Source organism: Marinobacter sp. KM021 (genome assembly GCF_050707965.1).
GTDB classification, from domain to species: Bacteria; Pseudomonadota; Gammaproteobacteria; order Pseudomonadales; family Oleiphilaceae; genus Marinobacter; species Marinobacter shengliensis.
The window spans coordinates 129,017-144,466 of sequence record NZ_CP136129.1 but is presented as its reverse complement, the minus strand read 5'-3'; the positions used below and the strand labels follow the sequence as shown (position 1 = coordinate 144,466).

19 protein-coding genes and 1 other RNA gene are annotated in these 15,450 nt (G+C 57.5%); 2 read left to right on the top strand and 18 right to left on the bottom strand.

Annotated elements, in window-relative coordinates; genetic code table 11:
* From RVM24_RS00730 to RVM24_RS00665, 14 genes are all read right to left on the bottom strand, one after another.
* Nucleotides 1-516, bottom strand: a complete 516-nt coding sequence (locus tag RVM24_RS00730; RefSeq protein ID WP_023011809.1) for a hypothetical protein — start codon at nucleotides 514-516, stop codon at nucleotides 1-3.
* Nucleotides 513-1,112, bottom strand: coding sequence for a gp16 family protein (locus RVM24_RS00725; RefSeq protein ID WP_431474788.1), 600 nt, complete (start codon nucleotides 1,110-1,112; stop codon nucleotides 513-515). Before RVM24_RS00725 ends, RVM24_RS00730 begins: the two co-directional genes overlap by 4 nt.
* Entirely contained in the window at nucleotides 1,109-1,312 is a 204-nt protein-coding gene (locus RVM24_RS00720; protein WP_431474787.1) for a hypothetical protein, read from the bottom strand. The genes RVM24_RS00725 and RVM24_RS00720 overlap by 4 nt, the downstream gene beginning before the upstream one ends.
* Nucleotides 1,309-1,719, bottom strand: a complete 411-nt coding sequence (locus RVM24_RS00715; protein WP_431474786.1) for a hypothetical protein — start codon at nucleotides 1,717-1,719, stop codon at nucleotides 1,309-1,311. The genes RVM24_RS00720 and RVM24_RS00715 overlap by 4 nt, the downstream gene beginning before the upstream one ends.
* Complete coding sequence (locus RVM24_RS00710; RefSeq protein WP_431474785.1) at nucleotides 1,716-1,970, bottom strand: hypothetical protein; 255 nt, start codon at nucleotides 1,968-1,970, stop codon at nucleotides 1,716-1,718. Before RVM24_RS00710 ends, RVM24_RS00715 begins: the two co-directional genes overlap by 4 nt.
* Entirely contained in the window at nucleotides 1,967-2,206 is a 240-nt protein-coding gene (locus RVM24_RS00705) for a hypothetical protein (protein WP_431474784.1), read from the bottom strand. Before RVM24_RS00705 ends, RVM24_RS00710 begins: the two co-directional genes overlap by 4 nt.
* 192 nt (nucleotides 2,207-2,398) lie before the next feature.
* Nucleotides 2,399-2,463: hammerhead ribozyme type II (locus RVM24_RS00700), an RNA gene on the bottom strand.
* Nucleotides 2,462-2,725: a hypothetical protein gene (locus RVM24_RS00695; protein ID WP_431474783.1), complete on the bottom strand. Its 264-nt coding sequence runs from the start codon at nucleotides 2,723-2,725 to the stop codon at nucleotides 2,462-2,464. The genes RVM24_RS00700 and RVM24_RS00695 overlap by 2 nt, the downstream gene beginning before the upstream one ends.
* A gap of 132 nt (nucleotides 2,726-2,857) precedes the next feature.
* Nucleotides 2,858-3,478, bottom strand: coding sequence for a DUF3164 family protein (locus RVM24_RS00690; protein ID WP_431474782.1), 621 nt, complete (start codon nucleotides 3,476-3,478; stop codon nucleotides 2,858-2,860).
* Between the two features lie 11 nt (nucleotides 3,479-3,489).
* On the bottom strand, nucleotides 3,490-3,846 hold the full coding sequence (locus RVM24_RS00685; protein WP_431474781.1) for a hypothetical protein: 357 nt from the start codon (nucleotides 3,844-3,846) through the stop codon (nucleotides 3,490-3,492).
* The gene (locus RVM24_RS00680; RefSeq protein ID WP_114435488.1) at nucleotides 3,843-4,799 is read right to left on the bottom strand and encodes an AAA family ATPase; all 957 of its coding nucleotides are present in this window, start codon (nucleotides 4,797-4,799) and stop codon (nucleotides 3,843-3,845) included. The genes RVM24_RS00685 and RVM24_RS00680 overlap by 4 nt, the downstream gene beginning before the upstream one ends.
* Before the next feature lie 79 nt (nucleotides 4,800-4,878).
* Nucleotides 4,879-6,849, bottom strand: a complete 1,971-nt coding sequence (locus RVM24_RS00675) for a transposase domain-containing protein (protein ID WP_431474780.1) — start codon at nucleotides 6,847-6,849, stop codon at nucleotides 4,879-4,881.
* A complete protein-coding gene (locus RVM24_RS00670) occupies nucleotides 6,846-7,331 on the bottom strand; it encodes a hypothetical protein (RefSeq protein ID WP_114435486.1) in 486 nt (161 codons plus the stop codon). The genes RVM24_RS00675 and RVM24_RS00670 overlap by 4 nt, the downstream gene beginning before the upstream one ends.
* A 106-nt stretch (nucleotides 7,332-7,437) precedes the next feature.
* Complete coding sequence (locus tag RVM24_RS00665) at nucleotides 7,438-7,761, bottom strand: helix-turn-helix domain-containing protein (RefSeq protein ID WP_431474779.1); 324 nt, start codon at nucleotides 7,759-7,761, stop codon at nucleotides 7,438-7,440.
* 160 nt (nucleotides 7,762-7,921) lie between these two features.
* Here RVM24_RS00665 and RVM24_RS00660 point away from each other — a divergent pair, with 160 nt between their 5' ends.
* The gene (locus RVM24_RS00660; protein ID WP_431474778.1) at nucleotides 7,922-8,416 is read left to right on the top strand and encodes a helix-turn-helix domain-containing protein; all 495 of its coding nucleotides are present in this window, start codon (nucleotides 7,922-7,924) and stop codon (nucleotides 8,414-8,416) included.
* An 18-nt stretch (nucleotides 8,417-8,434) separates the two neighbouring features.
* Nucleotides 8,435-8,971, top strand: a complete 537-nt coding sequence (locus RVM24_RS00655; RefSeq protein ID WP_431474777.1) for a hypothetical protein — start codon at nucleotides 8,435-8,437, stop codon at nucleotides 8,969-8,971.
* Here RVM24_RS00655 and RVM24_RS00650 read toward each other — a convergent pair.
* The 4 genes from RVM24_RS00650 to RVM24_RS00635 all read right to left on the bottom strand — a co-directional run bounded on the left by RVM24_RS00650 (nucleotide 8,896) and on the right by RVM24_RS00635 (nucleotide 15,430).
* Nucleotides 8,896-9,843: a helix-turn-helix transcriptional regulator gene (locus RVM24_RS00650; RefSeq protein ID WP_431474776.1), complete on the bottom strand. Its 948-nt coding sequence runs from the start codon at nucleotides 9,841-9,843 to the stop codon at nucleotides 8,896-8,898. The two genes, RVM24_RS00655 and RVM24_RS00650, sit on opposite strands and share 76 nt — an antisense overlap.
* Nucleotides 9,844-9,963: 120 nt before the next feature.
* Complete coding sequence (locus RVM24_RS00645) at nucleotides 9,964-11,316, bottom strand: sigma-54-dependent transcriptional regulator (protein ID WP_431474775.1); 1,353 nt, start codon at nucleotides 11,314-11,316, stop codon at nucleotides 9,964-9,966.
* The gene (locus tag RVM24_RS00640) at nucleotides 11,313-13,127 is read right to left on the bottom strand and encodes a sensor histidine kinase (RefSeq protein ID WP_286254102.1); all 1,815 of its coding nucleotides are present in this window, start codon (nucleotides 13,125-13,127) and stop codon (nucleotides 11,313-11,315) included. Before RVM24_RS00640 ends, RVM24_RS00645 begins: the two co-directional genes overlap by 4 nt.
* Before the next feature lie 107 nt (nucleotides 13,128-13,234).
* The gene (locus RVM24_RS00635) at nucleotides 13,235-15,430 is read right to left on the bottom strand and encodes a TRAP transporter permease (protein ID WP_286920466.1); all 2,196 of its coding nucleotides are present in this window, start codon (nucleotides 15,428-15,430) and stop codon (nucleotides 13,235-13,237) included.
* Nucleotides 15,431-15,450: the final 20 nt, after the last annotated feature.

The following is a 15,450-nucleotide window of genomic DNA, read 5'->3' as shown; positions in this document are numbered from 1 at the left end:
TCAGCCTCCGGTCTTCCGGTTGGTGGTGAACTTGTCAGGATCTACACCCAGTTTTTCCATATTCCGGCGCCATGCTGCCTGGGCCTGTTCGGGTGTTTCCTCCATGCCCTGTTTCTTCTCGGTCACGTTTGGCCGGCGGTTGTCCGCCTCTGCCGCTGGCTTGCGGGCCTCAGGTGCCACCGTGGCCAACACCTGCTTGAGGTAGTTGTGGTTCTTCAGCGGCTGCACCTGGCCCCTGGTGCGCTTGTCGTGAATGCTGCGGATGGTGTCCTGCAGGGCGGCCACCAGGCTGTCACGGTCTGCCAGTTCCAGGGTTTCCTGGGCAAGGCGCAACGCACGGGCGTTGCTGAGGTCTGACTTGGCAGGACGGAACAGGCCCAGATATTGAACCAGCGGACGTGCCAATGGGCGCCCCAGGCCAGACAGAAGACCCAGCAGCTCGCTGCCGGCGTCGTCCTGGATGAGCGCCTCCAGCTGAATGTGGCTGTGGCAGATGGGGCAGCGGCCTAGCTTCATCGGTTATCGCCCTCCCGGTGCGCTTCAATCCACGCGTCCGGCATCATGTAGTGAGCGCAAAGGCGGCCCAGGCACTTCCGGTTTCTGCGCCAGTTCTGGGGCAGTTCCGGATGTAGCCGCTCGATGTCATCCAGCGACATGGCCCTTGCCTTCATGGCCGTCTCCAGTGAATCCAACAGCCGGCGCTTTTCCAGCTCTACGTCCAGGGCGGCAATCAGCGCCCGCAGATGTTCCGGCTTCTTCAGCCAGGCCACCTTGGCAATGCCGGTTTGCTGCTTTGCGATCGCATCGGCATAGCTCCAAGGCGCTTTCATCTCGGCCAGCAGCGCTTCCACCTTTTGGAGCATGGGTTCCCGGCCCAGGTTGTGAGGAGTGCCTGGGTGCTGGGCAACCCGTTTCTTTGGCCGGGTCTTGAAGCCGCGATCCTTGAGGTGCTGAAGCACCTGGTAAAGCTCTGCCACGTTGCAGTCTGAGCAGGAACGCTTGCCGCCGGTGACGGTTGCGATCATCTGGCGGTAGGTGTCTTCGTCCAGGGCCAGCTGTTTGCGGGCGATGTGGATCTGGGCCAGGACCTTTTTGCGGTTGTCGTGTTTCATGACCGCTTCTCCATCTGCAGAATCCCGTTTATCACCGGTATCGTTGTTTCGCACTCAGGGCACATCAGCGAGGTGATGATCGGTCCCTGCTGGTCATGGAGAACAACTGGTGTCACCGGTGTTCCGTTCTCCGTACACGGGCAGATAATGAACGTTTCGTTGCCCAGCTTTCCGAACAGGTCGGTGATGTTGTCAGTCATTCACTCGCTTCCTGTTCAGGCTCCACGATCTCCAGATCCGGGAAGTGCTTTTTCAGGTGTGCGACGGCGGCGCCTTCGGTACCGAAGTCTGGAACGAAACCGATCACTCGCGGCGTCACGGCCCGGTCTGCCTCCTTCTTTCCGAAGATCCGCTTGAGCGATGGGTAGGCCTTTTTCTTGTAGGCTGCACGCTTCATGGGGCGCCAAAAGCGTCCCTCTGAATGAACGGGCTTTTCTTCTTCGGCTTTGGTCCACTCGAACTTAACCAGATCGTTGACGTAGACCCTGACAAAAATGGTTTTCTTGTTATGGAGCTTTACCAGGCTGAGCTTGTGCCCATCAGCCAGCAGATCTACCGATCCGCCTAAATGCTCCAAGCGCTTTTTGATCTCGTCCCATTTGCTCATCGGGATTCCTCCACTGGGATGTAATAGGCCTTGAGAGCCTGTACTTGGGCGATTAAATCAGCGTCAACGTCGTCTTCCCGCATGCGTCGGATCAGTTCCGCTTTGGCTTCTGTAAAGCGGGGTGATGCAAACTCCCAGCCCTGCTCGCCTGCGCACCATTCCGGGCGTTCTTTGATAATCCAGGCATCCACCTGGGCCGCCTGCATTTCACCTCGCAGAATGTCAGTTTCATTAAATCCGAATGCCTTCATGGGGCGCCCCTTCGATCATTTTCTTGATTTCGTGACCGGTCACGCTCGATCCGGTCCGCGTCGTCCAACACCAGCCTCACCAGGTATTCGGTTTGATCCGTAAAGCCCCGAGCCTCGGCATTGCTGGCGATCAGCTCACGCTCACCCCAGGCCAGATTCAGCTCCATGCGCTGCATGCGCAGGTGTTTGTTCCGTTCGCGCTGGGCCTGCTTGCGCTCGGCATCTGTCTTGGCCATGGCTTACAGCTCTCCTTTTCCGGGCCGCCCTGGATGGCAATTGCGCGTAGCAGGCTTTGCAGGGCTGCTGTGTCTTACCGTGTTTGGTGTAGAAGAACTCGGCATCATCCGGCCAGAACTCGTCACACTTGGTGCAGCGCCGTTCGGTGCCTAGCTCTGTGGTCTTTGTCATGGGGGCCATAGCTCCCTCCGGTTCGGCTGCTCATCAGTGCCAGGCCACCACGCCTGGCAGACGCCCCGGCTGGGGCGTTTCGCTCAATGGGTTTTGGGTTTCTGATCCTGGCAATTAGGCCGACGAAGCACTTCCTCATTTGTGACGTCATACCGTTCCCGGATCCAATCACGCATGGCTTCAACGCCAACAAGCGCTAGTTTCTTCATTCCTTCCCGCTGACTCTCGTCAACCGCGTCACCGTGAAACTCCACTGCAATGGCCAATCCCTCGGGAAGCTGCTGGATTTCAATGGTTGCTCCGTTTACAGCGCCGGTTTCGGGCTTGGCATTCTTCTCTTTGCTCATGCTTAGATCCTTTAAAATTGGGCTACCTGAAGTAGACGGAAGGACCGGCCAACCTGGACGATCAGCCAATCGCTTGGCCGGTCCTTCCGCTCCCTCGCAAATTTCGCTTCGTAATAGTTCATTACGCCCCCCTTAAAGCGCCGCTACATCCAGCGAGATCTGGCGGTAGGCGCCGTCCTCGCCCTGGCGTTCATAGAAGCGCAGGTAGCTCTTACTGCCGGTCACCTGGATGGAATCCATGATGGCCTGCATGGCTTGCTGCCACTTTTCGTTCTTGATGTTCAGGCTGCGTAGGCCCAGCACGCGGGCGGTGCTAATCTTGCCCGCGCTGTCGGTCTGGAAGGCATGCTCAACCAGGGCCTGGACTTCGGAGCTGCTGCCGGCCGTCCACTCGTGGATGCACTGGTCGATCAGTTCCTTCGCTACCTGTAGGCGCTCATCAAACGCCAGGTGATCTGCCACGGCCCGAACGATCCGGTACTGGCCATCGAACGATGAGAGGGTGACGTTGCCTTTCTTGCCGCCGTAGTTGGTGTCGTACTCACGGGCGGACAGTTCCAGGAACGCTTCCACTTCGGTGGAGATCTCCGCTTTCACACGGCGCATCTCTTCCTGCAGCTTGGTCACCTTGCCGATGACTTCTTGAACCAGGTCATCGCGCAGCCGGTCGATGTCCTTGATTTGCTCCACGGGCACCAGGTGGCCCTTGGCGTTGCGGCGAAACTGGTCCGCGTTGTTGGCTTGCATGTTCATAGGGCTCTGCCTCATGTGGTTAGGGGTTTGGTCGGTTTAAGCGAGCGGTTACGGCAGCTCGCAATGCCACGGCGTTTTTGGTGGCGTTTGTGGTGCAGCGGCTCGAACGGCCGCACGTTGTTCCGTGGCAGTCCGTCCAGCTGCTGGGCGATTTCCTCGGCCTGCTCCTGAAGGACCTCTTCACGGATCAGCCGCACACGCACCTTTGTCTGCGCTGGCGTCAGAGGGAACGGAGCACCCAGCAGGTGCTCGTACCGGGCCGGATCCGCCAGGTATTGATCCAGCGTTACTCCGTGCTTGTGCATCAAGTGCGCCGCGTAAACGTCGGCGTGATGTTCCAGATAGGCGGTTGGGTGCATGCGGCTCACAGGTCACCTCCAAGGTCAGTCCAGGCATCGCGGATAATCTGCAGGCTCAGGGGCTCGCCCACGTTATTGGCAAACAGGGTGGCAAGGCGCAGCGTCTGGCTCAGGCCACGCAGTGCGCCCGGGCGCCGGCCAATGGCCAGGCAGAACTTGCGGCTTTGTTTGTCGGTGATTCCCCAGGCATCCAGGATGGCGGTGATGTCGCCGTCCTGTGGCTTGCTCAGGCGTACCCGCTTGGATACCCGGCTGAACAGCTGGGCAAAGCCGATCGCCCGGGTACCACCGGTCAACTGGGCGTACACGATTTCATTGCCAGACAGGCAGATGCCCACGCCTGTGGCGTCGTGAATGGCGCGGATGGAGTCCAGGGCTCGGTGGCACAGGTGCTGCGCTTCGTCGATGACGATCAGGCCACGGGTGCCCTGGACGCGCTCAATGATGTTGCTCTCGACAATGTGAACAGCACCGGTTGTGCGCAAGTTGAGGGCCTGGGCAATCCGGGTCAGGATCGGGCCCGGCCGCGCCACCGTCGGTGTTGCAGTGACTACCCACACGTTCGGTGCCTGGTTCTGATAGGTGCGGATGGCGGTGGTTTTACCGATGCCTGCACCGCCGTAGACAACACTGATGGAGCCTGCCATCTGGGCGAAACTCAGCGCAGACATCACGGATGAAGCGCTGGGGGTGCGTACCCAGTCAGTGTCCGCTGGCAGCTTGCCTTCCAGCTCTGCCTCAGATTCGCGGGAGTCCAACCAACGCTGGATGGCCTGTTCGATCTTTTCGTTATCACCCAGGTAAGTGCCTTTTAACCATTGGTTAAGGCGGGCGGCGTTGATGTTGGTCAGCTTGGAAACCGAGGCCTGGGTTAAGCCCTCATCGGCAATGATCTGTTCGACCGCTGCGGCCAGGGCATCGTTACGTTTGGCTTTCATGGTTTTTCGCTGCTCTCGTGTCATGTGTTATCCTTACCTTGCTTTGAGTAGTGATTGGCCTAAGGGCCTTTCTGGGCCCGGGAGTTGCACCTCCCGGGCTTTTTCATGCCTCGCCTTTGAACTTCTTCAGATGTCTCTCCATCGCGTCGTTAAATCCGTACTTGTCGGCTGGTGACTGGTAGGGCTGGTCAACGATGTCGCTGCCTGCCACCGCTTTCTGAACCCGGCCGAAATCACCCCGGCGCACATTGCTTTCTTCCTCTGGTACCGAGTCCTCCGGCTCTGGCAGATATTCGGCGGCCTCAAGTGCGCTCATGCGCTTCTCGGCCTTGGCTGCCAGTTTGCTGGCCTTGCTGCGGCGCTTGTTCTCGCGGTTCCACTCCCGGCCTGCGCTGGTGTCGCCGAAGCCAGCGGCATGCAGACATTCCGCCTCGCCCAGATAGCGGCCGTCGTTGCGGTACAGGTGCACCGCGTTGTGGAGGTTGTCTGGATCGAACCGGACTACCACGCGCTCACCGGCGTGATCGGTGAGGAAGTCCGCGCCATAGCGGTTTTTGCCGTTGGGCCCATTGCCGATGGTGAGGGCCACGGTGGCATCCCGTTGAACCAGGACCGATTCCGCCTGCATCAGCCAGAGGCGGCGTTGGGCAGCGGTGGCCCGACGGATTTTGTGGGCATTGCGCTGATAACTTTCTTCGAAGGCCTGGTTGAAAGATTTGACGCCAGCGCAGATCTCGGTGCGGCGATTCTCCTTGTTGTTCCACTGAGTGATGGCCTGGCGCAGGGTCTTGACGAACACATCCCAATCAACGGCTTTCTCGCCGTAGTTGTCGGGCTTCGCGGTAACGTTCGGGCCGGTATAAGCGCCCTCGAACTTCGGGTGTTTATCGACGTATTCACCCAGGCCACCAACACCGAAGGCACGCTCCACTGGCTTGGCCTGGCCCCAGCCCTTACCAGCCACAACCGATGTCCAGTGAACCTTGATGCCGAGTTGCGGCAGAAGACCCAGTGGGTCGGTTTCCTTGACCTTGAAACGGTAACGGTTGCTAGTACCACCGGTGAGCCATTTGTTAGCGGCCGCCCGGGTGTTGTCGATGGTGACGTGTTCGACGATCCCTAGAAGCTCTATGACATCGCCAAGAGAAAGCCGAATCATGTCTGTGTTTTCACTCTGATCAGTGCGGTAGCCAACGATTTTCCGGCTGTACACGTCCTGCCAGAACCAGGTCTTAGGCCGGCCAATCTCACCGTTGGGCATGCGCACGAACACGTTGTGCTGGTAGCCGTCACCGTTGATCCAGAACAGTGCGTGTATGTCCCGAACGGTCCGTTTCATGGACGGGTACAGCCGCAGCAATGCGTTCTCACCCTCCCGCTCCAGCACCCGGATATGGCGCGGAATGTCCTTCACACGGCGGTTGATGGTGCGCAGCGGCGGCCAGTCCCAGCCCTCGGCCTTGGCGGCCTGTTCTGTCAGCTCGTAACAGTGGGCAACGGTGCGCTGTTCCGGTGTCAGGTACAGGGCCTTGAAGTGATCCCAGGCCCGTTCGTCACAGGCGGCACGTGGGCGGCCCGGTTTGTAGGACGGAGCCAGTGCCGCCAACCGGTCCTCCAGCGCTACCGAATTGGCGATCTGCAGCCAGCGATAGATGGTGGCCCGTGATTCCTGGTAAGTGACCATCGCCTGGTGGATCGCCTGGGTTTTGCTGGCGCCGTTGTCCTGCAGGCGTTCGATGGACTCGATGACAACCAGGCGGTGTTGCGCCGCTTCCTTCATGGTGTTGGGAGCCGCTTCGTAGAGGTCCCAGAGTTCCTCGCGGCCAGTGGTTTTGGTGGCCTTTTCTGGCTTGATTTTGGTCGAAGCCTTGGCGCTGGATCCGAACTTCTTCAGGACGGCAGCCTGGGTTTCGAGAGGTAGTGAAGAGAACGCATATTCCCGGCCACCGCCCTGCGCCCGACGCTGGCGACTCTTCCAGCCATCGCGCTTGGCCCGACGAACCACTGCGCTGTGAGTTCCCGGCATTCCACTCAGCCCGGCCAGCTCTTTCGCCGTAAACCAGTCCTGGTTCATTCTTCACCTCCATCAAACAAAGCCAGTTCTGGCGCAGCTGCTTTATCAACATTGCAGCGGTGGCCGGCCAGTTGGGCCATGGCCGCAGTGATTCCACCCATCACTTCCTCGCTTTCCAGGTTGCCCTTGTAGAACTGCGCGAGCAGGGTCACCGCGTCATTCATGGTGGACTGAAGGGTTAGCAAATCGTCCTGACTGGCAGGCTGACCGGCTGGGATATCAATCAGTAGTTTCTGAGCGGAAGCCCCGATGTACTGGGTAAGGAAGGTTGCCCCGCAGGCGTGCTCAAAGGGGCGAATCATCACGGCCGGCATGCGGCCGTTCTCCAGCCACTTATAGAGCGTGTACTTCGAGGGCATCCCCATCAGGTCGGCTACCCGGTCGACCGAGAGGTTTCGTTTCTCGCGGCCATAATCCAGGCAAAGCTCCATGGCATGCCTTAGTGATGTTGGGTTTACCCGTTTCCAATTCCGACGGCGCATTAGAAAACCTCTTGAATACCTGTTCCAAACAAAGGCCGCTGTTGCCCTAGCTGCCTCAATATCCACGTGCCTACACTGGCCATAACCGAGCACCTGAGGAGGCGCGTTATGCAGCCTGTGACTTGCACTGCTTTGAACGTGGGTTTAATACACCTTGCAAGGTGCTATCCTTTGCCTTTGGTCGGGTGTAGTTCTGTGTATACCTGGCGGGCCAGATGGTCTCGGGATCGATCCCAATGGCATCGGCAATCAGCCGTTCGCCTTTTGGCCAAGGTCGATCCAGTGCCGTGGTCAAGGTGGTTGGCGAGGAATAGCCGTGATGGACTGCTAGCTTCCGGAGGCTCCATCCAGCCTTGCGCAGGGCGGCGACAATATCGGCGCGATGCCAGTCCCTAGGGCTGGCTTTTTTCGGGGTGCTTTTTTCAGTCATGTCGTAACGCTCTTTTGTGTTTTCTGTTCCGTCATGACCGAATGTTGCGACACGAACGTGTCACTGTCAAGCACTTACGTTGCGGTCAATGTTCTTATCTTTGACACGAACGTGAATTTTTGGCTTAAAAAATATGGAAATCAAAGGATTAGGTGTAACTATGACGCGTCAATCTTCCGATGCAGGCGAGGTCAATGTTCAGAGGGAGAAGGTTGACGCGTTTTCGGAGCGCGTAGCCATCGCCATAAAGAAAGCAGGCGGCGCCACATTAATGGCACAAAAAGCCGAGGTTTCTGGATCTGTGTTACGAAAGTGGCGATCCGGGCAGTCTGATCCTTCTCGAACGAACCTAGTGAAGATGGCTCGGGCTGCTGGTGTCTCTTTGGAGTGGCTAGCCACGGGCGAGGGAGATCCTGAAGGTAAGGCGCAAGCCCTCAAGGAATCACCAGAACCGGAGTTTGAGTTGGACCTGGAGAACTTGGAAGAGGTCGCCGCTAAGGTTCTGGCGATGCTTGAGAAACACCGTCCTGATATCTCGGCAAGGGCTAAGGCCCGCATCGTGCGCCTGGTGTACGAGTTTTACGTGAGGCAGGGGAAACCAATGGACGAAGCCAGTCTAAACAATGTGATAGAGCTGGCTGCATTTCGCTATTAAGTATTTCAGAGAGGCAACATGATTGATGATCTGCTGAGGAAAATTGAAGAGGTTATTGAAGAGGAAGGCGCCAACCAGGACAAACAAAAGCCGCGTGGTAATATCGTTGTTGGCAACCAGGGCACCGTGGTGATCGGCGATGGCAACCAGGTAGGGCGCCGCGAAAGCGATCAGCAGAAAGGCGAGGGCGACGACACCAGGTGTTACGGAAGAAGGGAGTCAGACCATGCTATACGCGAGGAGCTTAAGCAACTCCGGTCTCAGGTGAAAGAACTGGTTCAGCTCATCACCAGGTTGTTTTTAAAGAATGGTTCGGAAGGTTTTAAAGATGATTTACCTGACTCTTCCGCTCGTCTCAATCCTAATGACACGCCACCCTCCAAACGCCCTGATGTCTCATTTTGCTCACGCATGGCTGAGACACCCCTGGTTAAGCCCAAACGCCGCGCCACGCCTCGCTCCGTTTCACATTGTCCCATTCAATCCCATTTTATCCCGGATGTCTCATACTTAATGGCTGCACACAGCGCAACAACCTCAACATCCGGCCCATAGCGCAGTACCTCCATAACCAACTCACGCTCATCGGAGTAGGGAACATGAAGGTGGTAACTGCCATCCTGCCATTCACTTTTTTGTTCTTCATGCCAGATTTCTTCGGCCACCCAGCGGGCCGCATGCTCGGTAAACTTCAGGTGGGCGATTTGTGTTGCTGCACCCCCGAATATTCCGAACCCAGAGCCCGCAAAGGCGTCCAGATCATCTTTCAATGCTTTTTTGGATGGATCAGCAGAGACGGAGGGGGCAGACATTCGGTCCAGTGAAAACAGCCGAAGGGAATTTGCTTCATTACAAATAGCCAGCAAATACCAATTAGAGCGGTAATGCACTAACCGCTGGGGGTGCACGGTTCGCAGCTTGTCTGTGCTCGTGCTTCTGGAGAGGTAATGGAAGGTCAGGCATTTGCCCGCAAGCGTTGCTTCTGCAACCGGATCAAAAATCTGGTGTTCCGCTGAGCGGGTCTGGATTGGTTGGATTCGAATGCGCTCGCTGATGGTCTCTGCATCATGGCCGGATTCACCCAACAAATCCCGGATTCTTGTCCTGAGTGGAGCCAGGCGATTTGTGATAAGCCCGGGCTGAACGTTCTCCAGCAAGTACTCGCAGGCTAGCAGGGCATAAAGCTCTGCTGGATTCATCCAAAATCCTGGCAGCTCAAATACAGGCGCTTCCGGTGCATAGTGGTGGCCGTTCTCTTCCCGGCAGTATTCGATTGGAGCGCCCAGGGAGTCTCGCAGGTATTCGAAGTCTCGGGTTATGGTATTCCGGCTGGCCTCCAGTTCTTCCATAAACCTGCGCATGGGAACTGGCTTTTTAGCACTGCGAAGTAATTCGTGGATTCTGTATATGCGGTAAAAGCGGCTCACTTGCTCTCCTTGCTGAACATCCCTCCTCAAGCAAGATTAGCTATATATCCATTCGGGTGCCACTTTAGGTTACACATGCTCACCCAGGGCCAGGTGGCCATGGCTGATCGGCGTAAACCATCAGTCCTTGAATTCCGCCTTGTCCAAACCATGCTTCTTCATCTTGTCATACAGCGTTTTCCGGGCAATACCGAGCTGGACCATGGTGTCCTTGATACTGCCATGGCAGGCGTTAAGGGCACTGACAATGGCAGAGCGTTCGAAGCTATCCATCATCTCCGACAATGTTTGCCGGCCAGCAATGCTGGGCCCGCTCGCGGAATCGCCTTCTTCCAGTGCCGCCGGGCCAAGCAGTACGTAACGTTCCGCCAGGTTTCGCAGTTCACGAACGTTTCCGGGCCAGGAATGCTCCATTAGCCGGGCGGCTTGTCGGGCCTCCAGGGGCACGCTTTCGCGGTCATAACGGGCGGCGGCGATCAACGCAAAATGGTGGAACAGCTTGGGGATGTCTTCCTTGCGTTCCCGCAACGCAGGAATATCCACCTTGACCACGTTCAGACGGTAATAAAGATCTGAGCGGAAATCGCCTTTGTCACTGAGTTCTTTCAGGTCAGCCTTGGTGGCAGCAATAATCCTAATATCCACGTCCACAACCTGATTACTGCCCAGGCGCTCTACCCGCTGTTCCTCCTGCACCCGCAACAGCTTTACCTGTAAGGGCATCGGCATGCTTTCAAGTTCATCCAGGAACAATGTTCCCCGATGAGCATGTTCAATTTTACCGATGCGGCGTTTGTCAGCCCCGGTAAACGCCCCCGCCTCGTGACCAAAGAGTTCGCTTTCAATGAGGTGCTCTGGCACAGCACCGCAGTTGATCGCCACGAAGTTATGACCGCTGCGAGGACTGTTTTCGTGAATGTAGCGTGCCAGGGCATCTTTGCCCGAACCCGTCTCACCATGCAGCAGGACGTTTGCCGAGATATCCAGCACCGGGTCTATGGTTTCCATCACCCTCTGCATGGCGGGCGAATCGCCCAGTATCCTGGGGCCTGGCCGGGCCAGGTGTCGCAACTGGGCTTTGAGTCGACGGTTTTCCAGCGCAAGATGGCGTTTTTCCAGAGCATGTCGCAGCAGCTCAATCAATTCCTCGTGGTCGAAGGGCTTCTCAATAAAGTCGTAAGCCCCTCGCTGCATCGCCGATACAGCGGTACTGATATCACCCTGACCGGTCAGCAGGATCACCGGAATATCCTCGTCCGTGGCCCGGACACGCTCCAACAGATCCAAACCATCCATGCCGGGCATGTTGTAATCACACAGGACAATACCTTCAAAGCTGGGATGGATCTGTTTCAGGGCTGAAGCACCATCGGCGAAACAGACCACCGGGATATCTTCCAGCGCCAGGGTCTGCTCCATCAGCGGCCGGATATCCGGGTCGTCATCCACGAAAAGGACGGAAGCTGTTGTCATTCGTCTGCCCTACGCTGTTTCAGTTTCAGTACAAATTCAGCACCGGGGCCATCGTCACGGTTAAGGCCAATAAGACTTCCCCCAAGCGCCTCGACAATCTGGCGCGAGATAGACAACCCCAATCCCAGGCCCTGCTTGACCGAGCGGGTAGTAAAGAAAGGCTCGAACACTTGTTCTGTGTTGCCGGGAAGGCCGTGACCGTTGTCGCGTACCCGGCAATGCCAATATTCACCATCGTCTACAATCTTAATATCGATCCACGGCTGGTCTCTATCTTCCAGTGCCTGGACTGCGTTCGCAATCAGGTTAACCATCACCTGCTCAATGCGGATGAGGTCACCATGACACATCACAGGATATTCGGGCCGGCACCAGTGTATTTCGATGCCGGAACTGCTGTGCTGGGCACGAATGATCTTAAGAGCACCATCGACAGCCAACCGCAGATCAACCACCGATGGCGGTCCCTCAGACTTGCGGGCAAAAACCTTGAATTGCCGGATCAACTCCGCCATTTTGTCGCACAGGGAGACAATTTCCCCAAGGTTGGCATCAACCATATCGGTTGAACCCCGCTTGAGGAACATCCGGCTGTTGCGAGCGTATCCCTGGATGGCCGTCAGTGGTTGATTGATTTCATGGTTCAGTCCGGCGGACATCTGCCCAAGTACCGCCAGTTTTGCCGCCTGAATCAGCTCGTGTTGGGTTTCGCGCAACTCCGTCTGGGCTCTCTCCCGTTCCTGGATTTCACCCAGGAGTTGATCGTTGGAGCGCTTCAGGTCGGCTGTTCGCTGGGCAACCCGACGCTCAAGCTGCTCTCCCCGCAAGGCCAGTTCCCGCTCACGCCGATATCGCTCTCTCAGGTACAGCCAGGTAAGGAAGCCCGCGAGGAACAGTGCCAGTCCGCCGGCCAGGAACCCGGCCCGGGCCCAGAGTACGGGCCGGGTTGCGGTCAGTACCATCAGGCTCCAGTCCAGCCGCGGTAAGTCGGCCTGCACCGCCAGGTAGTTTTCAGCCTTTCCACTCTCACCCAACCGGACACGCAACGAATGCTCCGCCAGCCCCCAGGGCTGTCCGATGACCGAAAAATCGATTGGCGGCAATGCTCGCTCGGGGTAACGCTGATGGACCCTGTCAGCTCTTTCGCCATCGTTCACGGTGCCGAAGTCCCTGTAAAGCCACTGGCTGCGGCTGGACAGAAAACTGATACCATCCCCATCCAGCACGACCATCTCGGCCTGCTGAGGTGACTCTGGGCGATGCCACTGTGATTCCAGTTCATGTACCAGAACCTTGATGGCCACAACGCCCAACATGTTACCCCTCTGATCACGCACGGAATGGGTAAAGTAGAGGCCACGCTCCAGGGACCGGGAGCCCAGGGCAAAATAAGCGACGGCTTGCCCGGTTCGTACCGCTTCTGAAAAATAGGGCCTGAAGGCGTAATTGTTGCCGACGAAGGTGTCCGGCTGGCCAAAATTGTTGGCTGCAATGGTCAAACCGGACAGGTCCATCAGGTAGATGTCGGAACCTCCAACAATGGTTGCCATCCGCTGCATTTGTTCATTCGCCCTGAGCACCGTAATCGAATCATCTGGTTGCTTAAGCGCATCCGCCAGCAGAGGGTGTTCAGCAATCAATGCCGGAACCGGAAGGTACCGGTTCAGCTCATTGGCCACCAGTTGCCGGTATCGAAAGGCCTCCTGCAAGGCCTCACTCTCCAGTTGCCGGTAGCCATACCAGCCACCGAGCATCCACGAAGAAAGCAGAGTGATAACCAGAAGGGCAACGACGCTGAACCGCTGGGGCATGAGACTTTGTTCCGAGAAGCTTAGAGGGGCTCAGGTCAAGCCTAGCGCCCCCGGTCTGGCAGGACAACCCGCTTTGCAGCAGGCTGCCCGGCCAGGCACGGGCCGGGTCAGGCGGCGGCCAGAGCCGGTGCCACCCTGCGCTGGATAAAGATAGCCAGGAGTGCCAGCCCGATACCCGCGAGATCAGTCCATAAACCGCCCTCGATGGTGAGCAAGGCCGCAACCACCAGCAAGATCCGCACCGGAACCGGCGCTGTGGAGCGGGCGAACCAGCCCAGCACACCTGCCGACAACAGATACACGCCAAAGGTTGCCGTCATCAACGCTCGGGCAATCTCGAACCAGCCGCCGTCCATCAACAAAGCACTGTTGTAGAAGAACATAAACGGCACAATAAACGCGGCAATCCCGATACGGAAGGAGGCTACGGAAGTAGACATAGCATTAGCGCCGGAGATACCCGCTGCCGCATAGGATGCCAGGGCCACCGGCGGTGTAATCGCCGAGACAACGGCAAAGTAGAACACAAAGAAGTGTGCCGTGAGCGGTTCAATGCCCAGCTGCACCAACCCGGGCGCGACAACCGAAGCAGCAACCGCGTAAGCCGCGGTGGTTGGCATGCCCATGCCCAGCAGGATGGAAATGAACATGGCAAACACAAGCGCCAGCAGGTTGCTGTGTGCCGCCACATCCAGAAGTAACACCGAGAAACGGGCGCCAACACCGGTCAGTGAGATCACTCCCACAATCACACCGGCCGCTGCACAGACCACAATGATCTGGATTGACATGTAGGCCGCTATCTCGAACGCGTGCAGAATCTGGCGCAACCCCATCTTGTTGGGCGAAATCCAGCTCACCACCGCCGCCGAAATAGTGGCCAGTGTGCCGGCACGAATCACCGAGTAGCCCTGAAACAGCGCCACGATAAGGATGATGATGGGTACAAACAGATAGACCTGGCGCAGCATCAGCCGAAGGTCCGGCAGTTCGTCCGCACGCATACCCCGCATCCCCAGTTTCTTGGCCTCGAAATCAACCATGAAGTACACCGAGGCGAAATAGAGAATCGCGGGAATCACCGCGGCAATGGCAATCTCCGTATAGGGGATGCCAGTGATCTCGGCCATGATGAACGCGCCGGCGCCCATAATCGGTGGCATGATCTGCCCGCCCGTGGATGCCGCCGCCTCAACTGCGCCAGCCGATTTTTTGCTATAGCCAACGCGCTTCATTAACGGGATGGTCAGGGAACCGGTAGACACCACGTTGCCGGCACTGGTGCCGTTGATCATACCCATCAGACCGGAAGCGAAGATGGACACCTTGGCAGGGCCACCCCGGGAACGGCCGGCCGCCGCGAACGCGAAATTGACGAAATAGTCACCCACTTTCGAAGCCTGCAGAAACGCGGCGAAGATGATGAACAGAATGATGTAGGTTGAGGACACCGCCGTGGTGGGCCCCAGAATACCTGCATCGGTGTATACCTGGCTGAAGAACCGTTGAACCGAAAGGCCCGGATAGCCAAGGAATCCCGGCAGGTACGGGCCCGCAAACACATAAGCCAGAAACACCAGGGCAATGACCACCAGGGCCATGCCGGCTACCCGGCGGGTAAGTTCCATAATCAGCGCTGTGCCTGCCACTGCCGCAAAGGAAATTCCCACGGGGGCGAAGGCCGTGCCGGTGGTCATACGCATGGACGTGTTGAAAACCACCAACAGATACGCTGCAACGGCCACCGAGCAGATGATCAAGACCAGGTCTGGCACACTGAACCGAGCACGATCACGTTGATGGAACCAGCTCATCACAATGCCCACGCCAGAGGCAGCCAGCAGAGGCCAACCAAAGTGCCAGGTTTCCAGCTCGGCGGGAATCCGCATGGCGCCGTCCAGAATCATCTGATGGAATACATAGATCTGATACAACGCGTAGATAGCGGGAATCAGGGCAACAGCCGCAAACCAGGTGGTCCAGCGATGCCGAACACCGCCTTCATCACCGGACACGAACCGCGCACCGGCAAACAGGACAAAGCCCAGCACCAGCGCTCCAGCCACGTGCACAATTCGGAACGACCATGTTTCCATGGGCGCCACGTTCAGTATGTAGAGGTGAAAAGCAGAAAAGGCAATGGCCAGCATCACCACGAACTTCATCAGAACACCGGTGAACAGTCGGCGGTTGGCCTCTACGGGTTCGTCATCCACGTTGTGGGCCAGGATGTGGTCTTCATTGACCGTCAGGTTTTCTGCAAGCGGTGTGTCTCCACCACTCTGGAATGGTTTTTTGTTCATGATAAGTCCTGCCTGTCCGG